We start from the raw sequence: 21461 nt of genomic DNA, 5'->3' as shown, positions 1-21461 counted from the left end.
GCTGAGGGAGTCTGATTCTTCACCAGCGAAGCTGTCTCAAGCCTGTACGTAACGCTGCAAACCTGCCACCAGCGCATCAAAGGTCACGCGGCAGCGCGGGCTGTTGCGCAGGTCTTCGTGCATGGTGACCCAGGTGTCCATCTTGAACGCAAAACCGTCCGGCAATACCCGGTGCAGGCGCGGGTTCTGCTTAGCCAGTTGCACCTGGCAGCCGCCGATACCGGCACCGGCGCGGATCAGCGCCAGTTGCGCCAGGTCGCTGTCGCTGCTGATGGCGAAGGCGCTGCGTTCAAAGCCCTTGATGGCCAGGCTGCGGATGAAAGCGCTTTCCTGGTCGAAGCCGATCACCGAATGGTTAACCAGGTCCTGCATCTGAAGCGGCATGCCATGCTGTTGCAGGTAATCATCGCGGGCATGCAGGCCCACTTCAATCAAGCCGACACGCCGCGCCAGCAGTTGCTCCTGGCTGGGCCGGACCATGCGCACGGCGATGTCGGCTTCCAGTTGCAGCAGGTCGATCAGGCGGTTGGTCAGGATCAGTTCAACCCGCAGGTGCGGGTGTTGGCGGCGCAGTGCGGTGATGATCGGCGGCAGCACTTCCACACCGACCACTTCACTGGCGGAGACCCGCACTACACCGCGCACTTCATCGCCTTGGGCGGAAGCCGCGCGTTCCAGGGCGGCGGCGGTGCGCTCCATGGTTTCGGCATGGGCGCGCAAAGTGTGGGCGACGGCGGTGGGCAGCAAGCCTTGCGGCGAACGGGTGAACAGCACCACGCCCAGCGACGTTTCCAGCGCAGCAATATGCCGACCGACCGTAGGCTGTGTGATGCCGAGCTGGCGTGCGGCCCCCGACAACGATCCTTCCTTGAGTACGCCGAGGAACGACCGGTAAAGCTCCCAACCAATATTCGTTGCCATGCATAAATGTATAGCGGCTGGATGCTCTTCGGTAATTTATCTATAGCAGTGCCGCACACAAAATGGCCTCACCAACAACGTGGGAGAAGGTCATGAGCAAGGTTCTGGTATTGGGTGCAACCGGCGGGATTGGCGGCGAAGTGGCCCGGCAGTTGAGCGCGGCAGGCTGGGAGGTGTGTGCACTGACCCGGAATGTGGACAAGGCTCGCCGTGAGAATGCGGCGTTGTCCTGGCTCAAGGGCGATGCGCTCAATCGTCAGGAAGTGCTCGCCGCCGCCCGTGGCTGTGAGGTGATCGTGCATGCCGTCAACCCGCCGGGCTATCGCAATTGGGCCGAACTGGTGATGCCGATGATCGACAACACGATTGCGGCGGCCATCGCCGAAGGCGCAACCATCCTGTTGCCCGGCACGGTCTACAACTTCGGGCCGGATGCATTTCCTGTGTTGCACGAGGGCTCGCCGCAACACCCTCAGACCCGCAAGGGCGCGATCCGTGTGCAACTGGAGCAGCGTTTAGAGCAGGCTTCTCGGCAGGGCGCGCGGGTGTTGATCGTGCGGGCGGGGGACTTTTTTGGCGCCAGGGTGGCCAACAACTGGTTCGCCCAAGGTTTGGTCAAACCCGGCAAACCCGTGCACGCCATCAGCTACCCAGGCGCGCCCGGTGTGTTGCATCAATGGGCGTACCTGCCGGATGTGGCGCGCACGATGGTCGAGTTGATTGAGCGCCGGGCGACCCTTGAGGCGTTTGCGCGCTTTCATATGGCGGGGCATGAGGACGTGGATGGCGCGCAGATGGTTCAGGCGATCCAGCGGGTGGTGTTGCGTAGGTCTGGCCATCAGCCCCGCGTAGGTCGTTTCCCGTGGTGGCTGATGAAATTGATAGCGCCCTTTGTCGTGACCGTCCACGAGATGCAGGAAATGCGCTACCTGTGGCAAACCCCGTTGCGCCTGGATAACCAGCGCCTGGTGGACACCTTGGGCCGTGAGCCCCACACACCACTGGATCAGGCGGTAGAAGCTACATTGGCCGACCTGGGCTGCCTGCCTACGCCCGCCTGATCAAGCGCACATACACCGCGATGTTGATCAGCAACACCAGCGCCCCAAGTGCCAATTGAATGTTCGGGGTCAGCCCAGCCGGGTAGATCAGCGTGAGGATGTAATGCTCGATAAACCCGCCGCCATAACCGTCTTGCCCTGCGAGGTGACGCAGCAGGTTTTCCCAGCGGGTCAGCGGGCAGGGCAGGTGGAACACTTCCACGGCCACACCCCAGGCTGCAGCGGGCACGTGCAGCCACATGACCGGCCGCCATTTGAGCGCCAGCAATCCGCCGAACAGCACGAACAGGATGAAACACAGGTGAAACAGCACCAGGCTGTCGGCGGCTACGCGATAGAGCATGTGTGGGTTCGCTTTTAAGGTTGGCAGGCGTCAGGCGCCAAGTGGTTCCCGCTGATTTTAACGCGTGGGCAGCGATAATGAGGGCGCCGATTGGCTTGAGTAACGCTATAGCTCCAGTTGAGTGGCGTTGATGCCAAACGCTTTGGCTATCTTTTCCCGCGTTGCCCGGCGAGGTTTGTTCACTGCCTCTTGTTGGGCGAAAGCGGATTGAGAAATGCCCAGGCGTGTGGCGACGTCTTCCTGGGTCAAGTTCAGGTGTTCGCGCCAGGCGCGGATGGGGGTAAATCCATCGATAATCAGGCTGACGACTTGATAGGGAATAAGGTGGTTTCGGCCCTGCTGTGCGAGATATTGCCCATAAGGAATAACTACAAACGCAGGCTTGCCTTCCAGATCGTTGATGACCTGTATGTGGGGGGACGCACTGATCATGTTTTTCCTGCTTAAGCCTCATGAAAGGCTTATTTTTTTATAAGGCTTTAACAAGTGTTTTTGGGCTTTTTTGCAAATACACGCAGTAAGGTGCTTCCCAACGTTAGCCTGTCTCCCGAGGCCCACTGATCGAAGCTGTTGCTGCATGTAAGCTTTACTTCGTAAACGTCTTCGGCGCTCGCCTTTGTCGCGCGCGTTTGCCCACCGCTGCTTTGGCGTAGTTGATCAGTGTGGTTATCAATACCGAGCCGCAAAGGTTGCTTGCAGGTAACCTGGGCCGTTATTGTGCTGAAACCTTTTAGTCCTTCCCCAAGGTTCTGTTGTGATGAATGCACCGCGTACCGCAGTCGGTCCAATCAAGGCCGTGATTTTTGATATGGACGGGTTGTTGCTGGATACCGAAGGCATCTACACCGAAGTCACGCAGATCATCGCCGAACGCTACGGCCGCACCTATGACTGGGGCATCAAGCAGCACATCATCGGGCGTGGGGCCCAGGACTTGGCCGACTACGTGGTCAAGGCGCTGGACCTGCCGATTACGCCGGCTGAGTTTCTGGAAATCCGCGAACCGCTGATGAGCGAGCGTTTCCCCAAGGCCCTGGGCATGCCCGGCGCCGAAGCGCTGGTGCGGCACTTGAAGGCGCATAACATTCCGATTGCGGTGGGCACCAGTTCGTCGCGCAACTCGTTTGGCCACAAGACCACATTGCACCGCGAATGGTTTGGCCTGTTCGGTACCATCGTCACCGCTGACGACCCGGAAGTCGGTGCCGCCAAGCCTGCGCCGGACATCTTCCTGACCGCCGCACGCCGCCTGGGCGTTGCGCCAGAAGACTGCCTGGTGTTCGAAGATTCGCCGTTCGGTGTCACCGCCGCAAAAGCCGCCAACATGACCGCCATCGCCGTGCCCGATGAAGCCATGGCCGACAGCAAATACCACCACGCCGACCAGATCATCCGCAAACTCGCAGACTTCGACCTGGCCGCGTATGGCTTGCCACCCATGGCCTGACAAATGTGGGAGCTGGCTTGCCTGCGATAGCGTCCTCAAGCGCGCCATCGCAGGCAAGCCAGCTCCCACATTGGGTTATGCGCTGAAGCCACCATCAATGGTCAAGCTGGCCCCAGTGATATACCCCGCCTCAGGTCCCACCAGATAAGCCACAAAACTCGCAATCTCCTCCACCTGCCCATAACGCCCCACCGCCATCAACCCGATCAACGTCTCGGCAAACTCACCGCTCGCCGGGTTCATGTCCGTGTCCACCGGCCCAGGCTGCACATTGTTAATGGTGATGCCGCGCGGCCCCAAGTCCCGTGCCAGGCCCTTGGTCAACCCCACCAGCGCCGCCTTGCTCATCGCATACGGCCCGCCCCCGCCAAACGGCATGCGCTCGGCATTGGTGCTGCCGATGTTGATCACTCGGCCACCTTCACCCATATGCTTGGCCGCTTCCTGAGTGGCGATAAATACACTGCGCACATTGATCGCCAGAGTCTGGTCGAAGTCTTCCAGCTTGAAATCTTCCAGTGGCGCGATGGCCAGCACACCGGCGTTGTTCACCAGGATATCCAGGCGCCCAAACGCTTCGACGGTGGCGTTGACCGCATTGCGGATCGCCGTGGCATCCGCGCTGTCGGCCTGGATCGCCAAGGCCTTGCCGCCGGCGCTGATCACGCTGTTCTGCAGCTCTTCGGCTTTTGCGGCCGAGCTGACGTAGGTGAATGCGACGGCTGCGCCTTGCGCGGCCAGGCGCTTGACGATGGCAGCGCCAATGCCGCGGGAACCGCCTTGGATCAAGGCGACTTTGCCAGTGAGGTTGTGTGTGGTCATGTCGATCTCCAAGTAGTTGATGGGTCGAGTATCGACTTCACCCACCCAACCCGGTAGACCGTGATTGCTATAGTCTGTGTAAACCAAAAGTTTAGAATGAGCTGATATGGAAAGCTTTGGCAGTATCGAATGTTTCGTGCGCAGCGCCGAAGGCGGCAGCTTTGCCGAAGCCGCCCGGCACCTTAGCCTGACCCCGGCGGCGGTGGGTAAAAGCGTCGCCAAGCTGGAAGCGCGCCTGGGTGTGCGCCTGTTCCAACGCAGCACCCGACGCCTGACCCTGACCGAAGCCGGCAAGCTGTTCCTCGAAGAAGTCAGCGCCAGCCTCACCACCATCCAGAATGCCGTGGCTAACCTTGCCAGCGCCGAAGGGCGGCCGGTGGGCACGCTCAAGGTCAGCATGGGCACGGTGTTCGGCAATCGTTATGTGGTGCCGTTGCTGGCGGAGTTCATGCGGCGCTTTCCGGATATCAGCCCCGACTGGCATTTCGATAATCGCCAGGTCGACCTGATCGGCCAAGGCTTCGATGCCGCCATCGGCGGTGGTTTTGAACTGCCCCAAGGCGTGGTGGCGCGCAAGCTGTCCCCCGCGCATCGGGTGTTGGTGGCGTCCCCGGATTACTTGGCGCGACGCCTGCCGGTGCACGCGCCCGAAGATTTATCGCGGTGCCTGGGCATCCTGATCCGCTCTCCGCAAACCGGCCGCGTGCGTACCTGGCAGCTCACCGGCCCGGAACGTGAACAACGCCCGCTGGTGCTCAAGCCGCGCATGACCATGAGCGATTCCGAAGCCGCCTGCTGCGCCAGCGCCCAAGGCCTGGGTATCGCGCTGGTGAGCATGCCGATGGCCATGCCGTTCTTCGACAGCGGCGCATTGGTACGGGTGTTGCCCGACTGGTACGTCGACGACGGCAGCATCTCTCTCTACTACGCCGAACACAAACTGCTGCCCGGCAAGACCCGCGCGTTCGTGGAGTTCATCATCGAGCAGTTTGTCGAGCAGAAACTGGGGCAACGGTTCAGCGCGATTTGATCACGGCTGCCTACCGAATCGCGGCCATCGCGGGCAAGCCCGGCTCCCACATCCGACCGCATTCCATGTGGGAACCCGGCTCCCACATCCGACCGCGTTCCCATGTGGGAGCCGGGCTTGCCCGCGATGCAGACGCCTCGGTCTACCTGCCGAACATACCGGGCCAACCAATGACCTTCTTTGGCCTCGGCGCCGCATACGTCCTGATCTTCGACGTCGACAACCCCAGCCGCACCAGCGATTCAGCAATCGTCACCGCCGCCGTCACCCCATCCACCACCGGCACGCCGGTGCGCTGGCGAATCTGCTCATCCAGCCCGGCCATGCCGCCGCAGCCCAGGCAGATCACCTCGGCCTTGTCCTCACGGATAGCCAATTGCGCCTGGCGCACGATGGCTTCCATGGCCGCCAGCGGGTCTTCTTCCAGCTCCAGCACCGCCATGCCGCTGGCGCGCACCGAGGCGCAGCGCTCATACAGGCCGGCAAGTTTCAGCCGGTCTTCGATCAACGGCACGGTGCGGTCCAGCGTGGTCACCACCGAATAGGCATGGCCCAAAAACATCGCGGTGCTGGCCGCCGCTTCGGTGATGTCCACCACCGGCACGCTCAATAACTCCTGCAAACCTTCACGGCCATGTTCGCCATAGCCGGCCTGGATCACTGCATCAAACGGCTGATCGTAGGCCATCACCCGATCCATCACGGCGATAGCGGCCAGGTAGCTTTCAAAATTGCCCTCCACCGACTCGGCGCCAAAGTACGGGGTAAGCCCGACGATCTCAGTGCCCGGCGAGGCCACGGCCCGTGCCTGCTGGGCGATGGTTTCGGTGATGGATTCGGTGGTGTTGACGTTGACCACGAGGATGCGCATGGAATGTCCTTGATTAATGACTGACGTTATCGACTGCAATGCTTTCGCCGCTGACATCGGCGTAGAACGCTTGGCGCTTGGCAATCAGCCGGTACAACAGCCCTGCAATACCGGCGCCAAACAACCAGGAAAACGGTGCCACACTGGCAAAGCCGGGCAGCAGCGCCAACAGAATCGCGATCACTGCCGCAGGCACAAACGCCGCCACCGCGCGCAAATTGACGCCGCGGCTGTAGTAATAAACCCCCTTCGGGTCTTCGCTATACAACTGCAGCACGTCCACCTGATTTTTACGGATCAGCCAGTAATCGACCATGATCACCCCGTACAACGGCCCCAGCAGTGCGCCCAGGCCGGAGAGGAAATACACGATCACCAGCGGGCTGTTGTAGAGGTTCCACGGCAGGATCAGCACCGCCAAGGTGGCGCTGATCAACCCGGCGCGACGGAAGTTCAGGTACTTGGGCGCCAGGTTGCTCAGCACAAACGCCGGGGCAACGAAGTTGGCCATGATGTTCACCGCCACGGTGACGATCAGGAACGCCAGGCAGCCCAGCACCAGGAAGAAGGTGTTGGGGATGGCCGCGATGATTTCGGTCGGGCTTTCGATGACCCGGCCATTGAGCTGGAACTGCCCGCCGCACAGCAGCACGGTAATTGCGGCAAACACCAGGATATTCACCGGCAAGCCCCAGAAATTGCCGACCAGGATGGTCTTGCGGCAGGGCGAGGAGCGGGCGAAGTCGCAAAAGTTGAGGATCAGCGTGCCGTAGATGGTCAGCCACAACGCGCCACCGGCAAAGATATTGCGCCACATCTCGCCGCCGCTCAGCGGCTCGCGTATTGACCAGGCAATGTTGCCGTCGACCTGCAAGTACATCCAGCCGGCCAGCGACGCGACGGTCACTAGAATCACCGGCCCGGCGAACGCTTCATAACGGCGCACCATTTCCATGCCGTAAGCCAGGATCGCCAACTGCACCAACCAGATCGCCACGAAACACGCCCAGCCCAAGGTGGATAAACCCAGGATCGAGTTGTGGTCATACTCGGCAAACCCCGGATGAATCGCCGACAACAACACGCGAAAAACCACCGAGGCCAAGTAGGTCTGGATACCAAACCAGGCAATCGCAATCACCGCGCGAATCAACGCCGGAATCTGCGCGCCGTGGATGCCGAAACTGATGCGGCTGATCACCGGGAATGGCACCCCGGTCTTCTGGCCCATAAACCCCGACAAGTTCATGAAGAAGTACACCAGCGCCGCGCCAATCCCCAGCGATAACAGAATTTGCCAGCCGCCAAGCCCCAATGCATACAGGCCGATGGCAAATGAATAGTTGGCGATGTTGTGCACGTCGTTGGTCCACAACGCAAAGATGCTGTAGCGCCCCCAACGTCGGCCTTCGGTCTTGGTGGGCGCCAGGTCCTTGTTGTGCAGGCGCGGGCTGAGCACCAGCGGGCCGGGGCTTGCCGGCTCGGGGTTCAGGGCGGAGGAGGGCAGATCCAGTGCGATGTTATTCGAGAGGCGTGTACGCATTCCGGCAGGCTCCGGCGCATCTTCGGCAGCGCCTCAGATGGCAAAGTGTATGTATGTTTTGTATTTATTGTATACAAGACGCGCTTCACCTTAAGCCACATGCGTGCCAGTTTTCGGTCTATCAAAACCGTGAGTAATTTCCTTTTTGTTAGATGTTCAAATAACTGACTGAATTAAAAGCGATATAAATTGACCGTTTGAACAGGTATTTATTTTTCGCTGGAAAAGCGCTCTATTCAAGAGGCAAAAAGCATGCGGGGATGGGTGTTACGTTTTGGTGCGAAAGAACATGGATTGCACACATAAATGGCACCGATGGTTACATTGATGTGTACAAGATTTACATCCACCACAAAGCAAATGTGGGAGCGGGCTTGCCCGCGATAGCGGTGTATCAGCCAACTCCTCATTGACTGACACCCCCTCATCGCGGGCAAGCCCGCTCCCACATTTTTACTGCACTCAATCTCAGGCCTTGCTGATGATATTCCCAGCGTGCAACCCGCATTCCTTCTGCGTAGCTTCTTCCCACCACCAGCGGCCCTCACGCTCGTGCTGGTTCGGCAATACCGGGCGGGTGCAGGGCTCGCAGCCGATGCTGATAAACCCGCGGTCATGCAAGCTGTTGTACGGCAACTCGAGCATGCGGATGTAACCCCAGACTTCCTCGCTGGTCATCTGCGCCAGCGGGTTGAATTTGTACAGGGTGCGCTCGGGCGTGGAGAACGCCGTATCAATTTCCAATGCCGCCACCTGGCTGCGGGTGCCGGGGCTCTGGTCACGGCGTTGGCCGGTGGCCCAGGCGCTCACGCCGGACAGTTTGCGTCGCAGCGGTTCGATCTTGCGCACGCCACAACATTCGCCATGGCCGTCCTTGTAGAAACTGAACAGGCCCTTTTCCTTGACGAAAGGTTCCAGCTTGCTCTGGTCCGGCGAAATCAGCTCGATGTCGATCTTGTAAAACTCACGCACCTGCTCGATGAACCGGTAGGTTTCCGGGTGCAGGCGGCCCGTGTCGAGGCTGAACACCTTGACGTTCTTGTTCAGCTTCCAAGCCATGTCTACCAGCACCACGTCCTCGGCACCGCTGAAGGAAATCCACAGGTCATCGCCGAACTGGCTGAACGCCAGCTTGAGAATGTCCTGGGCGGATTTGTTGGCATAAGTCGCGGCGAGTTCAGCGACGTCGAAGGCTTGGTTCATCAGGACGGTTCCTACAGGTCAGTGGCGCTGAGCGCTCTATAGGGGAGCGATGGTATCAAAATCCGCCCTGCGTTGCGGCGGCCAGCTTGAATCGCTAGAGTTCGGCAGTCCTTTTGCTCGCTCAACTAACAACATCTAATGGGAGTGTCTTGTGGAAATTGCCTGTCTCGACCTGGAAGGGGTGCTGGTTCCGGAAATCTGGATCGCCTTCGCCGAAAAAACCGGTATTGAATCCCTGCGGGCCACCACCCGCGACATTCCCGACTACGACGTGCTGATGCAGCAGCGTCTGCGCATCCTCGACGAGCACGGGCTGAAGCTCGCTGACATTCAGGAAGTGATCGCCACCCTCAAGCCGCTGGACGGCGCCATCGAGTTCGTCAACTGGCTGCGCGAGCGCTTCCAGGTGGTGATCCTGTCAGACACCTTCTACGAGTTCTCCCAACCGTTGATGCGCCAGCTGGGCTTTCCGACCTTGCTCTGTCACCGCCTGATCACCGATGAAAACGATCGGGTGGTGAGCTACCAACTGCGCCAGAAAGACCCGAAGCGCCAATCGGTGCTGGCGTTCAAGACCCTCTACTACCGCGTGATCGCCGCTGGCGACTCCTACAACGACACCACCATGCTCGGCGAAGCTGACCGTGGGATCTTGTTCCATGCGCCGCAGAATGTGATTCGCGAGTTCCCACAATTCCCGGCAGTGCATACGTTTGAGGACTTGAAGAAAGAGTTCATCAAGGCGTCGAATCGGGCGTTGAGCCTTTAGAGCATCAGTGCTACTGATGGCCCTATCGCAGGCAAGCCAGCTCTCACCTTGGGATCGTGTTCACACAGTTCAAAATGTGGGAGCTGGCTTGCCTGCGATGGGGCCAGCTCAGGCGCCGCCTAAACCCCTGCCAGCAACCGATCATAAGGAATACTTAAACCTTCATGCAGGCGCTTGATCATCGCCAAGCTCAACTTGCGCTTGTGATTCAGCACTTCGGACACTCGCCCGCTTGTACCTATAAAGGGCTCAAGGTCACGGGCGGTCATACCTAATTGCTCCATGCGAAATTTAATCGCTTCCACCGGGTCCGAAGCCGGCATTGGATAGTGCTCGGCCTCGTACTTCTCAATCAGGACAGCGAGTATTTCCAGCTCGTCACCCTCAGGCGAGCCGATTTGCGCGCCCCATAGCTGCTCGACGCGTGCGAGCGCCGCAGTCAGGTCTTCCTGGGTATGAATAGGTTTGATGTTCATCACACGGTCTCCGCGTTGATCTGGTCGTATTGCACATGGGTTCCCGCAAAACGTATGAACCCCAGCTGTCGCTGATAATCGATTGCCATGACCACTCGATACTTGTTGCCACCCACGTTGAACACCACCCTGCCACCTTTGAGAATACTCGCGGTTCTGAGCTCTGCCTTGAGGGCTTGTGGTGTTTGGTAAGTGGTTTTCTCCATATGACGATACAGCTCGACCATCGGCGTTTTGGCATCGCCATAAGCTGGGTGGCTTTCCCAGAATATTCGTAAGGTAGAGAGAGCGATTATGCGCATCGCTTTAATCTCCCATTTTGGGAGATCATAGGTGCGGTTGGGTGGATATGCAATCGCGGAAATAATTTCTGACGAGTAGGCAGTCGCTTCATGTGATCCTTCACAAACGGCGGGGGGCGGTAGGGGCTGGACGCTATCCTGCAGCCCACGCGTCGTCCACGACCGTTCTGATTCAGGTTTTTTCGGCTGCTCGGTTCTGCGTCTGAAAGTCAGGAAGGGCTGGGTGCTACAAGCCTTCCAAAGTTTGTAACAACACCCGCACCTTCGTCAGCGATTCCTGATACTCCGCCTCCCACTGCGAATCCGCCACGATCCCGCCGCCGCCCCAGCAGCACACCTGGCCATCCTTGACCAGCAGGCTGCGAATCGCGATGGAGCTGTCCATCTCGCCGCGCACGTCCAGGTACACCAACGAGCCGCAGTACAAGCCGCGTCGAGTCGGCTCCAGCTCGTCGATGATCTGCATGGCACGGATCTTCGGCGCGCCAGTGATGGAGCCGCCGGGGAAGCTGCCGGCGATCAGGTCGAGGGCGTCTTTGTCGTCGGCCAAGGTGCCGGTGACGCTGCTCACCAAGTGGTGCACGTTGGGGTAGCTTTCCAGGCTGAACAACTCCGGCACTTTTACCGAGCCGGTGCGGCAGGTGCGGCCGAGGTCGTTGCGCAGCAGGTCGACGATCATCAGGTTCTCGGCGCGGTCTTTGGGGCTGGACAGCAGTTCGGCGGCGTTGGCTGCGTCTTCTTCGGGCGTCAAACCGCGCGGGCGGGTGCCTTTGATGGGGCGGGTTTCGACGCGGCGCTGGCTGATGTGTACAAAGCGCTCCGGCGACAGGCTCAGCACTGCACCGTCGTCCGGCAGGCTCTGGAACCCGGAAAACGGCGTAGGGCAGGCCTCACGCAAGGCGCAGTAAGCCGCCCACGGATCGCCGACGCACGGCGCACGAAAGCGCTGGGCAAAGTTGACCTGGTAGCAGTCGCCGGCCTGGATGTAATCCTGAATGCGCACGATGGCTTGCCGGTAAGCTTCGGCGCTCAGGTCTGGGGCCATGGGGCCGTTCAGTTTGAAACTCGCCGGGAGGTTGGCAGTTTCAGCGTTGAACAGCGCAATCAGGCGTTGTCGCTCGCTGTCAGCAAGCGAGGGGTGAAACACCAACTGGCTGGTTTGCGCCTGGTGATCGCTGATCAGCGCCCAGGCATACAGCCCAAAGCGTGCATCCGGCAGGTGCAGGTCATCCACCGCCAAGTGCGGCATGTGTTCCAGGTGGCGGCCGAAGTCGTAGCTCAGGTAACCGATCAAGCCGCCAGCGAACGGCAACTCATAACCAGCAGGCAAACCCGCTTCACCCAACTGCGTGAGGTTTTCGCGTAGGCGTTGCAGGAAATCACTGCCGTTTTCGTCAGACCGAACCGTTAGCGTTTCCACCGGCCAGGCGCTGAGCAGGTCATAACGACCGCGCTCGGCAGTCGGGCGGCCGCTGTCGAGCAGCACCGCGCCGGGGGCGTGGCGAATCGCCGTAAAATACTCGGCGGGGTTGGCCCGGTAGGGCAGCGGGTGTACAGAACAGGTCGACATGCGGGGTGGATCAGCCGTTGGCACGAGGGAGGCGATTGTAGTCCCCCGTAGGCCTTGGTCCTAGAGGGGATGTCGACGATAGGCAGATTGAGGGCCTGTCGTGAGGGATCGGTTGCTTGTTACAACGCTATCGCAGGCAAGCCAACTCCCACAGGTTGATCGTATTCCAATGTGGGCGCTGGCTTGCCTGCGATGAGGCCTTCAGCCTTCCACGGCCGGGATATGCCCAAACATCGCCTGCACGAATTTAACCCGTTCTTCCGGCGTTTCTGTCACGCCCGCAGCCTTCAATTCTTCCAACCGCGCTTCCACCGCATGGGTACGCAACGTCAGGCCGCAGTCGTTGGCAATCTGGATATTCAGCCCCGGCCGCGCATTCAGTTCGAGGATCAGCGGGCCTTTTTCCTGGTCCAGCACCATGTCTACGCCGATATAACCCAGCCCGCACAGTTCATAGCAACTGGCCGCCAGCTTCATGAAACCGTCCCAGTTGGGCAGTTGCACGCCATCCACGGCGTTGGTGGTGTCGGGGTGTTTGGTGATGATGTTGTTCAGCCAGGTGCCGCGCAACGTCAGGCCGGTGGCCAGGTCGACACCCACGCCAATCGCGCCCTGGTGCAGGTTGGCCTTGCCGCCGGACTGGCGCGTCGGCAAGCGCAGCATGGCCATCACCGGGTAGCCCATCAGCACAATGATGCGGATGTCCGGCACGCCTTCGTAGCTGATGCTCTTGAAGATCTGGTCGGGCACCACGCGGTATTCGATCAGCGCACGATCGCGGTGGCCGCCCAAAGAATACAGGCCGGTGAGGATGCTGGAGATCTGATGTTCGATTTCTTCATGGCTGATGATCTTGCCGGACACCGTGCGATAGCGCCCTTCAAAACGGTCGGCCACCACCAGGATGCCATCGCCGCCGGCGCCTTGGGCCGGCTTGATCACGAAGTCGCTGCGCCCACCGATGATCTCGTCGAGCTTGTCGATTTCCTTCTCAGTGGAAATGATCCCGTACATCTCCGGCACATGGATGCCAGCCGCCATGGCACGTTCCTTGGTGATGATCTTGTCATCCACAATCGGATACAGGCTGCGCTTGTTGTACTTGAGCACGTAGTCGGCGTTACGCCGGTTGATGCCCATGATCCCCCGCGCTTCGAGAGCCTTCCAGGTCTTCCAGAAGCCGAACATTACGAGTCAGCCTTGAGGAAGGCCTTGAAACGCACCAACTCGGTCAGGCGGTAGCCGCGATAACGCCCCATGGCCAGCATGAAACCCACCAGGATCAACAGGATCGCCGGGAAGGTGAACACAAAGTAGATCAGTTCCGGCACGCTCATAATGATGTGCGCCAGCGACGCGGCGAACAGCGTACCAATCGCCACTTTCAGCGCATGGTTGGCGCCGCGTTCTTCCCAAGTGATCGACAGGCGTTCGATGGTCATGGTCAAAATCACCATTGGGAACAGTGCCACCGACAGCCCACGCTCCAGGCCCAGCTTGTGGCTGAACAGGCTGATGGCGGCAATCAGCACCACCACGAAGGTCAGCACCACCGAAAGCCTGGGCAGCATCTGCAGCTTCAAGTGTTCCAGGTATGACCTGAGGGACAGCCCCAACGCCGTAATAATGGTGAACAGCACAATCCCGAAGCCCAACTGCGTCTCTCGGAACGCCAGGGCGATCAGCACTGGGGTAAAGGTGCCGAGGGTCTGCAGGCCGATCAGGTTGCGCAGAATCAGGATCACCAGCACGCCAATCGGGATCATCACCATGATCATGAAGGTCTGCTGGGTTTGCAGCGGCAGGCCGTACAGCGAGTATTCGAGGAAATTGGCGTCGGTATTTTCGTCGGTCAGCTTGGCCAGACGAATGGCGTTCATTTCGCTGTTGTTCAGGCTGAACGTCACCATGGCTTTCTTGCCGCCATCGACCGTGATCAGGTTTTCATCGCCGGTCCACCATAGCAGGCGGTCGGCGGGCAGGCCTTGCTCACCGGTTTCCGGGTTGAAGTACAGCCAGTCATTGCCGTTGAAGCTGCGCAGCCACAGTTCTGGGGTTTGCGGCTGGTCGGCGACGAGGCGGATGGTGTGGACTTTTTCCACCGGCACGTGCGCGATGGACAGCAGCAACTCGACGATTTTGGCTTTGTGTGGCGTCGACGGGTCGCCCGCCAGCAGCAGTTTCACATTGTCGTCGTTGAGGTTGTTGGTGCGCTTGATCGCTTCGGTAATAAACGTCTCGACGTCAGCCGAGTGCTGGCGGATCGGCGCCAGCAGGGCTTCGGCGGCGATCTTTTCCGGGCCTTCCACGGCGATGCTGTCGCGGAAGGTCGGGCCTTTGACTTTGACCTTTTCGCCGCTGTAACGCTTGGTCAGCACCAGGCGGTAATACAGCGTCTGGTTGCCCTTGGCGCGGCGGGCCGACCAGGTGACCTTGCGGTTGCCGTCGGTGCGGTTGACGCTCACGCCGTAGTTATTGGAGATGAAACTCTCGTTGAGGCTGACGAAGTCGCGGCTCAGGGGCGGCACGAACATCGAGACCTTCACCGGGTCTTTGGGGTTGGCGACGAACTCGACTTTGGCGTCGATGTTCCACAGGTCGTCGGTGGCGTCTTCGGTGACGGGAATCCCCAGCACGAAAATCTGGTAGGCGGTGACCGAAATACCCAACACCACCAGGATGGTGATCAGGATTTTCAGGTGCAGGGTCAGAGAGCGCATTCGGTTTACTCGGCGGTATGAGCGTCGGCGGCGCAGGCAGGTTTGCCCGCTGCGTATTTAAGACTGGGGTCGACCAGCGCATCAAAGCGTTTCAAGGCTTCGGAGCCGATCAGCAGCGGGTATTGGAATGCGCTGCGGTCAGTCAAGTTCACTTCGATGCTGCGTAAAGCAGTGCCCATGCAGATGTCCAGGGCGATCACTGGGCGGGCGGTGTAGTTCTTGTCCTCATCGGGGTCGTAGTCACCGGCGCGGCGCTTGATCTTGCTGACACGGGCCAGGGGGCGTTCGATGGGGTGGGAATGGGCGGTGTCGATGGCCAGGTAGAAGCGTACCCAGGATTCACCGTTGCGCTTGAAACGCTTGATATCGCGGGCGCTCAGCGAGGCGGTCTTGGCGCCGGTGTCGAGTTTGGCCGCGACTTCCAGGTCAATGCCCGCCAGTTTCGCGTATTCATTCAGGCCATACACGGTCTTCTCGGCGGCAACGCCAAGGCTCGGTAGGCACATTAGGCAAAACACTAGAAGGAAGGGCTTGAGTCTCATAGATCCTGAGGCGGTGCAGTGCGATGTTTATTCAAGGCGACTGGCATTGCTGCGCAAACTCCCTCGTGCGCCGTTTCATCAAGTGATGTCAGGCAAAAGCGGCGGGCATTCTAACATGATGCTTTTTTGGCGCCAGCGCTGGCAGGCGGCCATGCCCCGATGAGGTGCAGACGGGATTATTAGACGATTGTCGACAATGTGTATTTATTCTTTGACTAATAGGGGCTGATTGGCTAGTTTTTGCCACATTGCTTTTAAAGGTGTCGACAATATGCTGGATCAGCTGGAAACCCCAGTGGTGGCGCAAGACGATTCCCAGACCATGTCCGAGAACGTCTTCCGGCGTATCCAGGCCGCGATCGTCAAGGGCGAGATCGCCCCCGGCAGCAAGATTTCCGAGCCGGAGTTGGCGCGCACCTACGGCATCAGCCGCGGGCCGTTGCGCGAAGCGATCCACCGCCTGGAAGGCCAGCGCCTGCTGGTGCGCGTGCCTCACGTTGGCGCGCGAGTGGTGTCCTTGAGCCACGCCGAGCTGATCGAGCTCTATGAAATCCGCGAATCCCTGGAAGGCATGGCCTGCCGTTTGGCCGCCGAGCGCATGACCGACGCGGAAATCGAAGAGCTGCGCCAGGTGTTGCACACCCACGAACGTGACGAAGCGTTCCAAGCCGGCCTGGGCTACTACCAGCAGGAAGGCGACTTCGATTTTCATTACCGGATAATTCAAGGCGCCGGTAATCGCACCCTGACCCAAATGCTTTGCGGTGAGCTGTACCAATTGGTGCGCATGTACCGCATCCAGTTCTCCGCCACCCCTAATCGTCCACGCCAGGCCTTTGCCGAGCATCACCGCATTCTTGACGCGATCGCCGATCGCGACGGTGAACTGGCCGAACTGTTGATGCGCCGCCATATCGGCGCCTCCAAACGCAATATCGCCCGTCACTTCCCGGACGGTGCCCCCCAGACAGCCACTCAGCGAGGTGAGTCATGAGTTCCAACAATAAAACCACTCCAGGCCAGCGTTTCCGTGATGCAGTCGCCAGCGAACATCCATTGCAAGTGGTGGGCGCGATCAACGCCAACCACGCGCTGCTGGCCAAACGCGCCGGTTTCAAGGCGATTTATCTGTCGGGTGGCGGTGTAGCCGCGGGTTCCCTCGGCGTGCCGGACTTGGGGATTACCGGCCTGGATGACGTACTCACCGACGTGCGCCGCATCACCGACGTGTGCGACCTGCCGCTGCTGGTGGACGTGGACACCGGCTTCGGCTCCTCGGCCTTCAACGTGGCGCGCACGGTCAAGTCGATGATCAAGTTCGGCGCCGCCGCCATTCATATCGAAGACCAGGTCGGCGCCAAGCGCTGCGGTCATCGCCCGAACAAAGAAATCGTGTCCCAGCAGGAAATGGTCGACCGCATCAAGGCCGCCGTGGATGCGCGCACCGATGACAGCTTCGTGATCATGGCTCGCACCGACGCCCTCGCCGTCGAAGGCCTGGAGTCCGCCCTGGAACGCGCTGCCGCCTGCATCGAAGCCGGCGCCGACATGGTCTTTCCGGAAGCCATCACTGAGCTGGAGATGTACAAACTCTTCGCCTCCCGCGTGAAAGCGCCGATCCTGGCCAACATCACCGAATTCGGCGCGACCCCGCTGTACACCACCGAACAGTTGAAATCTGCCGATGTTTCCATCGTGCTGTACCCGCTATCGGCCTTTCGCGCCATGAACAAGGCCGCCGAGAACGTCTACACCGCGATCCGTCGCGACGGCACCCAGCAGAACGTGATCGACACCATGCAAACCCGCATGGAGCTTTACGATCGCATCGACTACCACACCTTCGAGCAGAAGCTCGACGCGCTGTTCGCCGCGAAAAAGTAAAGAACGGCTTCCCTGAATAACTACAAAATTGGAGAAGAACCATGGCTGAAGCAAAAGTATTGAGTGGTGCCGGCCTGCGTGGCCAGGTGGCCGGGCAGACCGCACTGTCGACCGTGGGCCAGGCCGGTGCCGGCCTGACCTATCGTGGTTATGATGTGCGCGAACTCGCCGCCGATGCGCAATTTGAAGAAGTCGCCTACCTGCTGCTCTACGGCGAGCTGCCGACCAAAGCCGAACTGGCCGCCTACAGCAACAAGCTGAGCAAACTGCGCGACCTGCCCCAGGCGCTGAAAGAAGTGCTGGAACGCATCCCTGCCGACGCCCACCCGATGGACGTAATGCGCACCGGTTGTTCGTTCCTGGGCAATATCGAGCCCGAGAAAGACTTCAGCGTGCAACGTGATGTCACCGACCGCCTGCTCGCCGCCTTCCCGGCGATCATGTGCTACTGGTACCGTTTCAGCCACGACGGCCAGCGCATCGACTGCGTGACCGACGAGCCAAGCATCGGCGGCCACTTCCTGCACCTGCTGCATGGCAAGAAGCCGAGCGAGCTGCACGAGAAGGTCATGAACGTGTCGCTGATTCTCTATGCCGAGCACGAATTCAACGCGTCGACCTTTACCGCTCGCGTGTGTGCCTCGACCCTGTCCGACCTGTATTCCTGCGTCACCGCCGCCATCGGCTCGCTGCGCGGCCCGCTGCACGGCGGCGCCAACGAGGCGGCGATGGAAATGATCGAGCGTTTCGGCTCGGCTGAAGAAGCCGTCGAAGGCACCCTCGGCATGCTGGCGCGCAAAGACAAGATCATGGGCTTCGGCCATGCGATCTACAAAGACAACGACCCGCGTAATGAAGTGATCAAGGGCTGGTCGAAAAAGCTCGCTGACGAAGTGGGCGACACGGTGCTGTTCCCGGTCTCGGAAGCCATCGACAAGACCCTGTGGGAGCAGAAGAAACTGTTCCCCAACGCTGACTTCTACCATGCCTCGGCGTACCACTTCATGGGCATCCCGACCAAGCTGTTCACACCGATCTTCGTGTGTTCGCGCCTCACTGGCTGGGCCGCGCATGTGTTCGAACAGCGCGCCAACAACCGCATCATCCGTCCAAGCGCCGAGTACATCGGCGTAGAGCAGCGCAAGTTCGTGCCAATCGAACGTCGCTGAATGGGATGAGCTGAGCACTTTGGCAAATGTGCTGTTCTGTGGGAGCTGGCTTGCCTGCGATCGAATCACCCAGGTGTACCTGTCACACCGCAGTGATGCCATCGCAGGCAAGCCAGCTCCCACAGAAAGCCAGGCCAGTGTCGACAGTCCACCCTGTGAACCTACCGTGACCGAGTCCTGACGATGAACACTGAATTTCGCAAATCGCTCCCCGGCAGCCGCCTGGATTTCTTCGACGCCCGTGCGGCTGTCGATGCAATCACCCCTGGCGCCTACGCCACCTTGCCTTACACCTCACGCGTACTCGCGGAGAACCTGGTGCGCCGCTGCGACCCGGCCACGCTCAATGCGTCCCTGAGCCAACTGATCGACCGCAAGCGCGACCTCGACTTCCCATGGTTTCCGGCGCGCGTGGTGTGCCACGACATCCTCGGCCAGACCGCATTGGTCGACCTCGCCGGCCTGCGTGATGCCATCGCCCTGCAAGGCGGTGACCCGGCCCAGGTCAACCCGGTGGTGCCGACCCAACTGATCGTCGACCACTCCCTGGCCGTCGAAGCCGGTGGTTTTGACCCCGACGCGTTCGAGAAAAACCGCGCCATCGAAGACCGTCGCAACGAAGACCGTTTCCACTTTATCGAGTGGACCAAAAAGGCCTTCAAGAACGTCGACGTGATCCCACCGGGCAACGGCATCATGCACCAGATCAACCTGGAGAAAATGTCCCCAGTGATCCAGGTGCGCGATGGCGTGGCCTTCCCTGATACTTGCGTCGGCACCGACAGCCACACGCCGCACGTAGACGCCCTGGGCGTGATCGCCATCGGCGTCGGCGGCCTCGAAGCTGAGAGCGTGATGCTCGGCCGTGCCTCGTGGATGCGCCTGCCGGAAATCATCGGCGTGGAGCTCACCGGCAAGCTGTTGCCCGGCATCACCGCCACCGACATGGTGCTGGCGCTGACCGAGTTCCTGCGTAAACAAAAAGTGGTCGGCGCGTGGCTGGAGTTCTTCGGCGAAGGCGCCTCCAAACTGACCCTGGGCGACCGCGCGACCATCTCCAACATGGCCCCGGAATACGGCGCCACGGCGGCGATGTTCTACATCGACCCGCAGACTATCGCCTACCTGAAACTCACTGGCCGCGAAGACGAACAAGTCACCCTGGTGGAGCAATACGCGCGTCACACCGGCCTGTGGGCGGATGACCTCAAGGGCGCGCAGTACGAGCGTGGCCTGACCTTCGACCTGTCCAGCGTCGTGCGCAACATGGCGGGGCCGAGCAACCCGCACGCCCGCGTCGCCACCAGCGACCTGGCGGCCAAGGGCATCAGCGGCCAGTGGGACGAAGTGCCGGGGCAAATGCCCGACGGCGCGGTGATCATTGCCGCCATCACCAGCTGCACCAACACCAGTAACCCGCGCAACGTGATCGCTGCCGGCCTGCTGGCGCGTAACGCCAACAAGCTTGGGCTGACGCGCAAGCCGTGGGTCAAATCCTCGCTGGCACCGGGTTCGAAAACCGTGGCGATGTACCTCGACGAAGCGGGCTTGACCCACGAGTTGGAGCAGCTGGGTTTTGGTGTCGTGGCATTCGCCTGCACCACCTGCAACGGCATGTCCGGCGCACTCGACCCGGTGATCCAACAAGAAATCATCGACCGCGACCTGTACGCCACCGCCGTGTTGTCGGGTAACCGCAACTTCGACGGACGCATTCACCCGTACGCCAAGCAAGCGTTCCTCGCTTCGCCGCCATTGGTGGTGGCCTACGCGATTGCCGGCACCATCCGTTTCGACATCGAAAAAGACGTGCTTGGCCTCGACGCCAACGGCAAGGAAATCCGCCTGCAAGACATCTGGCCGAGCGACGAAGAGATCGACGCGGTGGTCAAGGCCTCGGTCAAACCGGAGCAGTTCCGCGCGGTCTACATCCCGATGTTCGCGATCCACGAAGACACCGGCCCCAAAGTCGCGCCACTGTACGACTGGCGCCCGCAAAGCACCTACATCCGCCGCCCGCCGTACTGGGAAGGCGCGTTAGCCGGTGCGCGCCCGCTCAAGGGCATGCGCCCGCTGGCGGTGCTGCCGGACAACATCACCACCGACCACCTGTCGCCGTCCAACGCGATCATGCCGGGCAGCGCTGCCGGTGAATACCTGGCGAAAATGGGCCTGCCGGAGGTCGACTTCAACTCCTATGCGACCCACCGTGGCGACCACTTGACCGCGCAGCGCGCGACCTTTGCCAACCCGAAACTGTTCAACGAAATGGTCCAGGAAAACGGCAAGGTCAAGCAGGGTTCCCTGGCGCGTATCGAGCCGGAAGGCCAGGTCACGCGCATGTGGGAAGCCATCGAAACCTACATGGAGCGCAAGCAGCCGCTGATCATCATTGCCGGCGCCGACTACGGCCAGGGTTCGTCCCGCGACTGGGCGGCCAAGGGCGTACGCCTGGCCGGTGTGGAAGCGATTGCCGCCGAAGGTTTTGAGCGTATTCACCGCACCAACCTGGTGGGCATGGGCGTGTTGCCGCTGGAGTTCCTGCCGGGTACCGACCGTCACACACTGAACATCGATGGCAGCGAAACCTATGACGTGGTCGGCCAACGCACCCCGCATGCGCAGCTGACCTTGGTGATCAACCGCAAGAATGGCGAACGTGTCGAGGTGCCGGTGACGTGCCGCCTGGACACCGCCGAAGAAGTGTCGATCTACGAGGCGGGCGGCGTGTTGCAACGTTTTGCCCAGGACTTCCTGGAATCGGCGGCGACCGCCTGAGAGGTTAACC

At 60.4% G+C, this 21461-nt stretch carries 21 protein-coding genes; 8 read left to right on the top strand and 13 right to left on the bottom strand.

Annotated elements, in window-relative coordinates; genetic code table 11:
* Positions 1 to 36: 36 nt before the first annotated feature.
* Positions 37 to 921, bottom strand: a complete 885-nt coding sequence (locus tag K0P33_RS24120) for a LysR family transcriptional regulator (RefSeq protein ID WP_094950321.1) — start codon at positions 919 to 921, stop codon at positions 37 to 39.
* A 92-nt stretch (positions 922 to 1013) separates the two neighbouring features.
* Here K0P33_RS24120 and K0P33_RS24115 point away from each other — a divergent pair, with 92 nt between their 5' ends.
* Positions 1014 to 1982, top strand: coding sequence for an NAD(P)H-binding protein (locus K0P33_RS24115; RefSeq protein ID WP_094950320.1), 969 nt, complete (start codon positions 1014 to 1016; stop codon positions 1980 to 1982).
* Here the strand turns inward: K0P33_RS24115 and K0P33_RS24110 are convergent.
* Positions 1969 to 2325 carry a DUF2784 domain-containing protein gene (locus K0P33_RS24110; protein WP_094950319.1) on the bottom strand — a complete coding sequence of 119 codons (357 nt, stop codon included), beginning with the start codon at positions 2323 to 2325 and terminating at the stop codon, positions 1969 to 1971. The two genes, K0P33_RS24115 and K0P33_RS24110, sit on opposite strands and share 14 nt — an antisense overlap.
* Before the next feature lie 105 nt (positions 2326 to 2430).
* On the bottom strand, positions 2431 to 2757 hold the full coding sequence (locus K0P33_RS24105; protein ID WP_094950318.1) for a helix-turn-helix transcriptional regulator: 327 nt from the start codon (positions 2755 to 2757) through the stop codon (positions 2431 to 2433).
* A 325-nt stretch (positions 2758 to 3082) separates the two neighbouring features.
* Between K0P33_RS24105 and K0P33_RS24100 the strand changes: the two genes are divergently transcribed.
* Positions 3083 to 3772, top strand: coding sequence for an HAD-IA family hydrolase (locus tag K0P33_RS24100; protein WP_094950317.1), 690 nt, complete (start codon positions 3083 to 3085; stop codon positions 3770 to 3772).
* 75 nt (positions 3773 to 3847) lie between these two features.
* Here K0P33_RS24100 and K0P33_RS24095 read toward each other — a convergent pair whose 3' ends face one another.
* A complete protein-coding gene (locus K0P33_RS24095; RefSeq protein WP_094950316.1) occupies positions 3848 to 4594 on the bottom strand; it encodes a 3-oxoacyl-ACP reductase family protein in 747 nt (248 codons plus the stop codon).
* Positions 4595 to 4700: 106 nt separating this feature from the next.
* Between K0P33_RS24095 and K0P33_RS24090 the strand changes: the two genes are divergently transcribed.
* Positions 4701 to 5624: a LysR family transcriptional regulator gene (locus K0P33_RS24090; protein WP_094950315.1), complete on the top strand. Its 924-nt coding sequence runs from the start codon at positions 4701 to 4703 to the stop codon at positions 5622 to 5624.
* Positions 5625 to 5766: 142 nt separating this feature from the next.
* Here K0P33_RS24090 and K0P33_RS24085 read toward each other — a convergent pair whose 3' ends face one another.
* The 3 genes from K0P33_RS24085 to K0P33_RS24075 all read right to left on the bottom strand — a co-directional run bounded on the left by K0P33_RS24085 (position 5767) and on the right by K0P33_RS24075 (position 9241).
* Positions 5767 to 6495 carry an aspartate/glutamate racemase family protein gene (locus tag K0P33_RS24085; protein WP_094950314.1) on the bottom strand — a complete coding sequence of 243 codons (729 nt, stop codon included), beginning with the start codon at positions 6493 to 6495 and terminating at the stop codon, positions 5767 to 5769.
* A gap of 13 nt (positions 6496 to 6508) precedes the next feature.
* Positions 6509 to 8038, bottom strand: coding sequence for an NCS1 family nucleobase:cation symporter-1 (locus K0P33_RS24080; RefSeq protein WP_094950313.1), 1530 nt, complete (start codon positions 8036 to 8038; stop codon positions 6509 to 6511).
* Between the two features lie 468 nt (positions 8039 to 8506).
* Positions 8507 to 9241, bottom strand: coding sequence for a phosphoadenylyl-sulfate reductase (locus tag K0P33_RS24075; RefSeq protein ID WP_242151891.1), 735 nt, complete (start codon positions 9239 to 9241; stop codon positions 8507 to 8509).
* Between the two features lie 151 nt (positions 9242 to 9392).
* Here K0P33_RS24075 and thrH point away from each other — a divergent pair, with 151 nt between their 5' ends.
* Positions 9393 to 10010 carry a bifunctional phosphoserine phosphatase/homoserine phosphotransferase ThrH gene (gene thrH / locus K0P33_RS24070; protein ID WP_094950312.1) on the top strand — a complete coding sequence of 206 codons (618 nt, stop codon included), beginning with the start codon at positions 9393 to 9395 and terminating at the stop codon, positions 10008 to 10010.
* A 119-nt stretch (positions 10011 to 10129) separates the two neighbouring features.
* Here thrH and K0P33_RS24065 read toward each other — a convergent pair whose 3' ends face one another.
* From K0P33_RS24065 to K0P33_RS24040, 6 genes are all read right to left on the bottom strand, one after another.
* Complete coding sequence (locus K0P33_RS24065; RefSeq protein ID WP_094950311.1) at positions 10130 to 10486, bottom strand: transcriptional regulator; 357 nt, start codon at positions 10484 to 10486, stop codon at positions 10130 to 10132.
* A complete protein-coding gene (locus K0P33_RS24060; RefSeq protein WP_094950310.1) occupies positions 10486 to 10788 on the bottom strand; it encodes a type II toxin-antitoxin system HigB family toxin in 303 nt (100 codons plus the stop codon). Before K0P33_RS24060 ends, K0P33_RS24065 begins: the two co-directional genes overlap by 1 nt.
* Before the next feature lie 226 nt (positions 10789 to 11014).
* Positions 11015 to 12358 carry an aminodeoxychorismate synthase component I gene (pabB, locus tag K0P33_RS24055; RefSeq protein ID WP_242151889.1) on the bottom strand — a complete coding sequence of 448 codons (1344 nt, stop codon included), beginning with the start codon at positions 12356 to 12358 and terminating at the stop codon, positions 11015 to 11017.
* Between the two features lie 201 nt (positions 12359 to 12559).
* Entirely contained in the window at positions 12560 to 13546 is a 987-nt protein-coding gene (locus tag K0P33_RS24050; protein ID WP_094950308.1) for an alpha-L-glutamate ligase-like protein, read from the bottom strand.
* Positions 13546 to 15078 (bottom strand): inactive transglutaminase family protein, encoded by a 1533-nt coding sequence (locus tag K0P33_RS24045; RefSeq protein WP_094950307.1) that lies wholly within the window; start codon positions 15076 to 15078, stop codon positions 13546 to 13548. The genes K0P33_RS24050 and K0P33_RS24045 overlap by 1 nt, the downstream gene beginning before the upstream one ends.
* Before the next feature lie 5 nt (positions 15079 to 15083).
* Positions 15084 to 15620 (bottom strand): ATP-dependent zinc protease, encoded by a 537-nt coding sequence (locus K0P33_RS24040; protein WP_242151886.1) that lies wholly within the window; start codon positions 15618 to 15620, stop codon positions 15084 to 15086.
* Between the two features lie 271 nt (positions 15621 to 15891).
* On the opposite strand from K0P33_RS24040, the gene K0P33_RS24035 reads away from it, so the two are divergent.
* The 4 genes from K0P33_RS24035 to acnD all read left to right on the top strand — a co-directional run bounded on the left by K0P33_RS24035 (position 15892) and on the right by acnD (position 21451).
* The gene (locus tag K0P33_RS24035) at positions 15892 to 16614 is read left to right on the top strand and encodes a GntR family transcriptional regulator (RefSeq protein WP_064453641.1); all 723 of its coding nucleotides are present in this window, start codon (positions 15892 to 15894) and stop codon (positions 16612 to 16614) included.
* Positions 16611 to 17504 carry a methylisocitrate lyase gene (gene prpB / locus K0P33_RS24030; protein WP_021491517.1) on the top strand — a complete coding sequence of 298 codons (894 nt, stop codon included), beginning with the start codon at positions 16611 to 16613 and terminating at the stop codon, positions 17502 to 17504. Before K0P33_RS24035 ends, prpB begins: the two co-directional genes overlap by 4 nt.
* A 41-nt stretch (positions 17505 to 17545) precedes the next feature.
* Positions 17546 to 18673: a 2-methylcitrate synthase gene (prpC, locus tag K0P33_RS24025; RefSeq protein WP_094950305.1), complete on the top strand. Its 1128-nt coding sequence runs from the start codon at positions 17546 to 17548 to the stop codon at positions 18671 to 18673.
* Between the two features lie 183 nt (positions 18674 to 18856).
* Positions 18857 to 21451 carry a Fe/S-dependent 2-methylisocitrate dehydratase AcnD gene (acnD, locus tag K0P33_RS24020; RefSeq protein WP_094950304.1) on the top strand — a complete coding sequence of 865 codons (2595 nt, stop codon included), beginning with the start codon at positions 18857 to 18859 and terminating at the stop codon, positions 21449 to 21451.
* The last annotated feature ends 10 nt before the right edge of the window (positions 21452 to 21461 follow it).

The sequence above is a fragment of the Pseudomonas sp. ArH3a genome (genome assembly GCF_022648765.1).
In the GTDB taxonomy this organism is placed as follows: domain Bacteria; phylum Pseudomonadota; class Gammaproteobacteria; order Pseudomonadales; family Pseudomonadaceae; genus Aquipseudomonas.
The sequence above is the reverse complement of the archived record's forward strand: the minus strand, read 5'-3'. Positions and strand labels throughout refer to the sequence as shown.

Bases quoted from the DNA above. Each gene is read 5' to 3' on its own strand.
- K0P33_RS24120 (WP_094950321.1), bottom strand. From the start codon at position 921: ATGGCAACGAATATTGGTTGGGAGCTTTACCGGTCGTTCCTCGGCGTA.
- K0P33_RS24115 (WP_094950320.1), top strand. From the start codon at position 1,014: ATGAGCAAGGTTCTGGTATTGGGTGCAACCGGCGGGATTGGCGGCGAA.
- K0P33_RS24110 (WP_094950319.1), bottom strand. From the start codon at position 2,325: ATGCTCTATCGCGTAGCCGCCGACAGCCTGGTGCTGTTTCACCTGTGT.
- K0P33_RS24105 (WP_094950318.1), bottom strand. From the start codon at position 2,757: ATGATCAGTGCGTCCCCCCACATACAGGTCATCAACGATCTGGAAGGC.
- K0P33_RS24100 (WP_094950317.1), top strand. From the start codon at position 3,083: ATGAATGCACCGCGTACCGCAGTCGGTCCAATCAAGGCCGTGATTTTT.
- K0P33_RS24095 (WP_094950316.1), bottom strand. From the start codon at position 4,594: ATGACCACACACAACCTCACTGGCAAAGTCGCCTTGATCCAAGGCGGT.
- K0P33_RS24090 (WP_094950315.1), top strand. From the start codon at position 4,701: ATGGAAAGCTTTGGCAGTATCGAATGTTTCGTGCGCAGCGCCGAAGGC.
- K0P33_RS24085 (WP_094950314.1), bottom strand. From the start codon at position 6,495: ATGCGCATCCTCGTGGTCAACGTCAACACCACCGAATCCATCACCGAA.
- K0P33_RS24080 (WP_094950313.1), bottom strand. From the start codon at position 8,038: ATGCGTACACGCCTCTCGAATAACATCGCACTGGATCTGCCCTCCTCC.
- K0P33_RS24075 (WP_242151891.1), bottom strand. From the start codon at position 9,241: ATGAACCAAGCCTTCGACGTCGCTGAACTCGCCGCGACTTATGCCAAC.
- K0P33_RS24065 (WP_094950311.1), bottom strand. From the start codon at position 10,486: ATGAACATCAAACCTATTCATACCCAGGAAGACCTGACTGCGGCGCTC.
- K0P33_RS24060 (WP_094950310.1), bottom strand. From the start codon at position 10,788: ATGCGCATAATCGCTCTCTCTACCTTACGAATATTCTGGGAAAGCCAC.
- pabB (WP_242151889.1), bottom strand. From the start codon at position 12,358: ATGTCGACCTGTTCTGTACACCCGCTGCCCTACCGGGCCAACCCCGCC.
- K0P33_RS24050 (WP_094950308.1), bottom strand. From the start codon at position 13,546: ATGTTCGGCTTCTGGAAGACCTGGAAGGCTCTCGAAGCGCGGGGGATC.
- K0P33_RS24045 (WP_094950307.1), bottom strand. From the start codon at position 15,078: ATGCGCTCTCTGACCCTGCACCTGAAAATCCTGATCACCATCCTGGTG.
- K0P33_RS24040 (WP_242151886.1), bottom strand. From the start codon at position 15,620: ATGAGACTCAAGCCCTTCCTTCTAGTGTTTTGCCTAATGTGCCTACCG.
- K0P33_RS24035 (WP_064453641.1), top strand. From the start codon at position 15,892: ATGCTGGATCAGCTGGAAACCCCAGTGGTGGCGCAAGACGATTCCCAG.
- prpB (WP_021491517.1), top strand. From the start codon at position 16,611: ATGAGTTCCAACAATAAAACCACTCCAGGCCAGCGTTTCCGTGATGCA.
- prpC (WP_094950305.1), top strand. From the start codon at position 17,546: ATGGCTGAAGCAAAAGTATTGAGTGGTGCCGGCCTGCGTGGCCAGGTG.
- acnD (WP_094950304.1), top strand. From the start codon at position 18,857: ATGAACACTGAATTTCGCAAATCGCTCCCCGGCAGCCGCCTGGATTTC.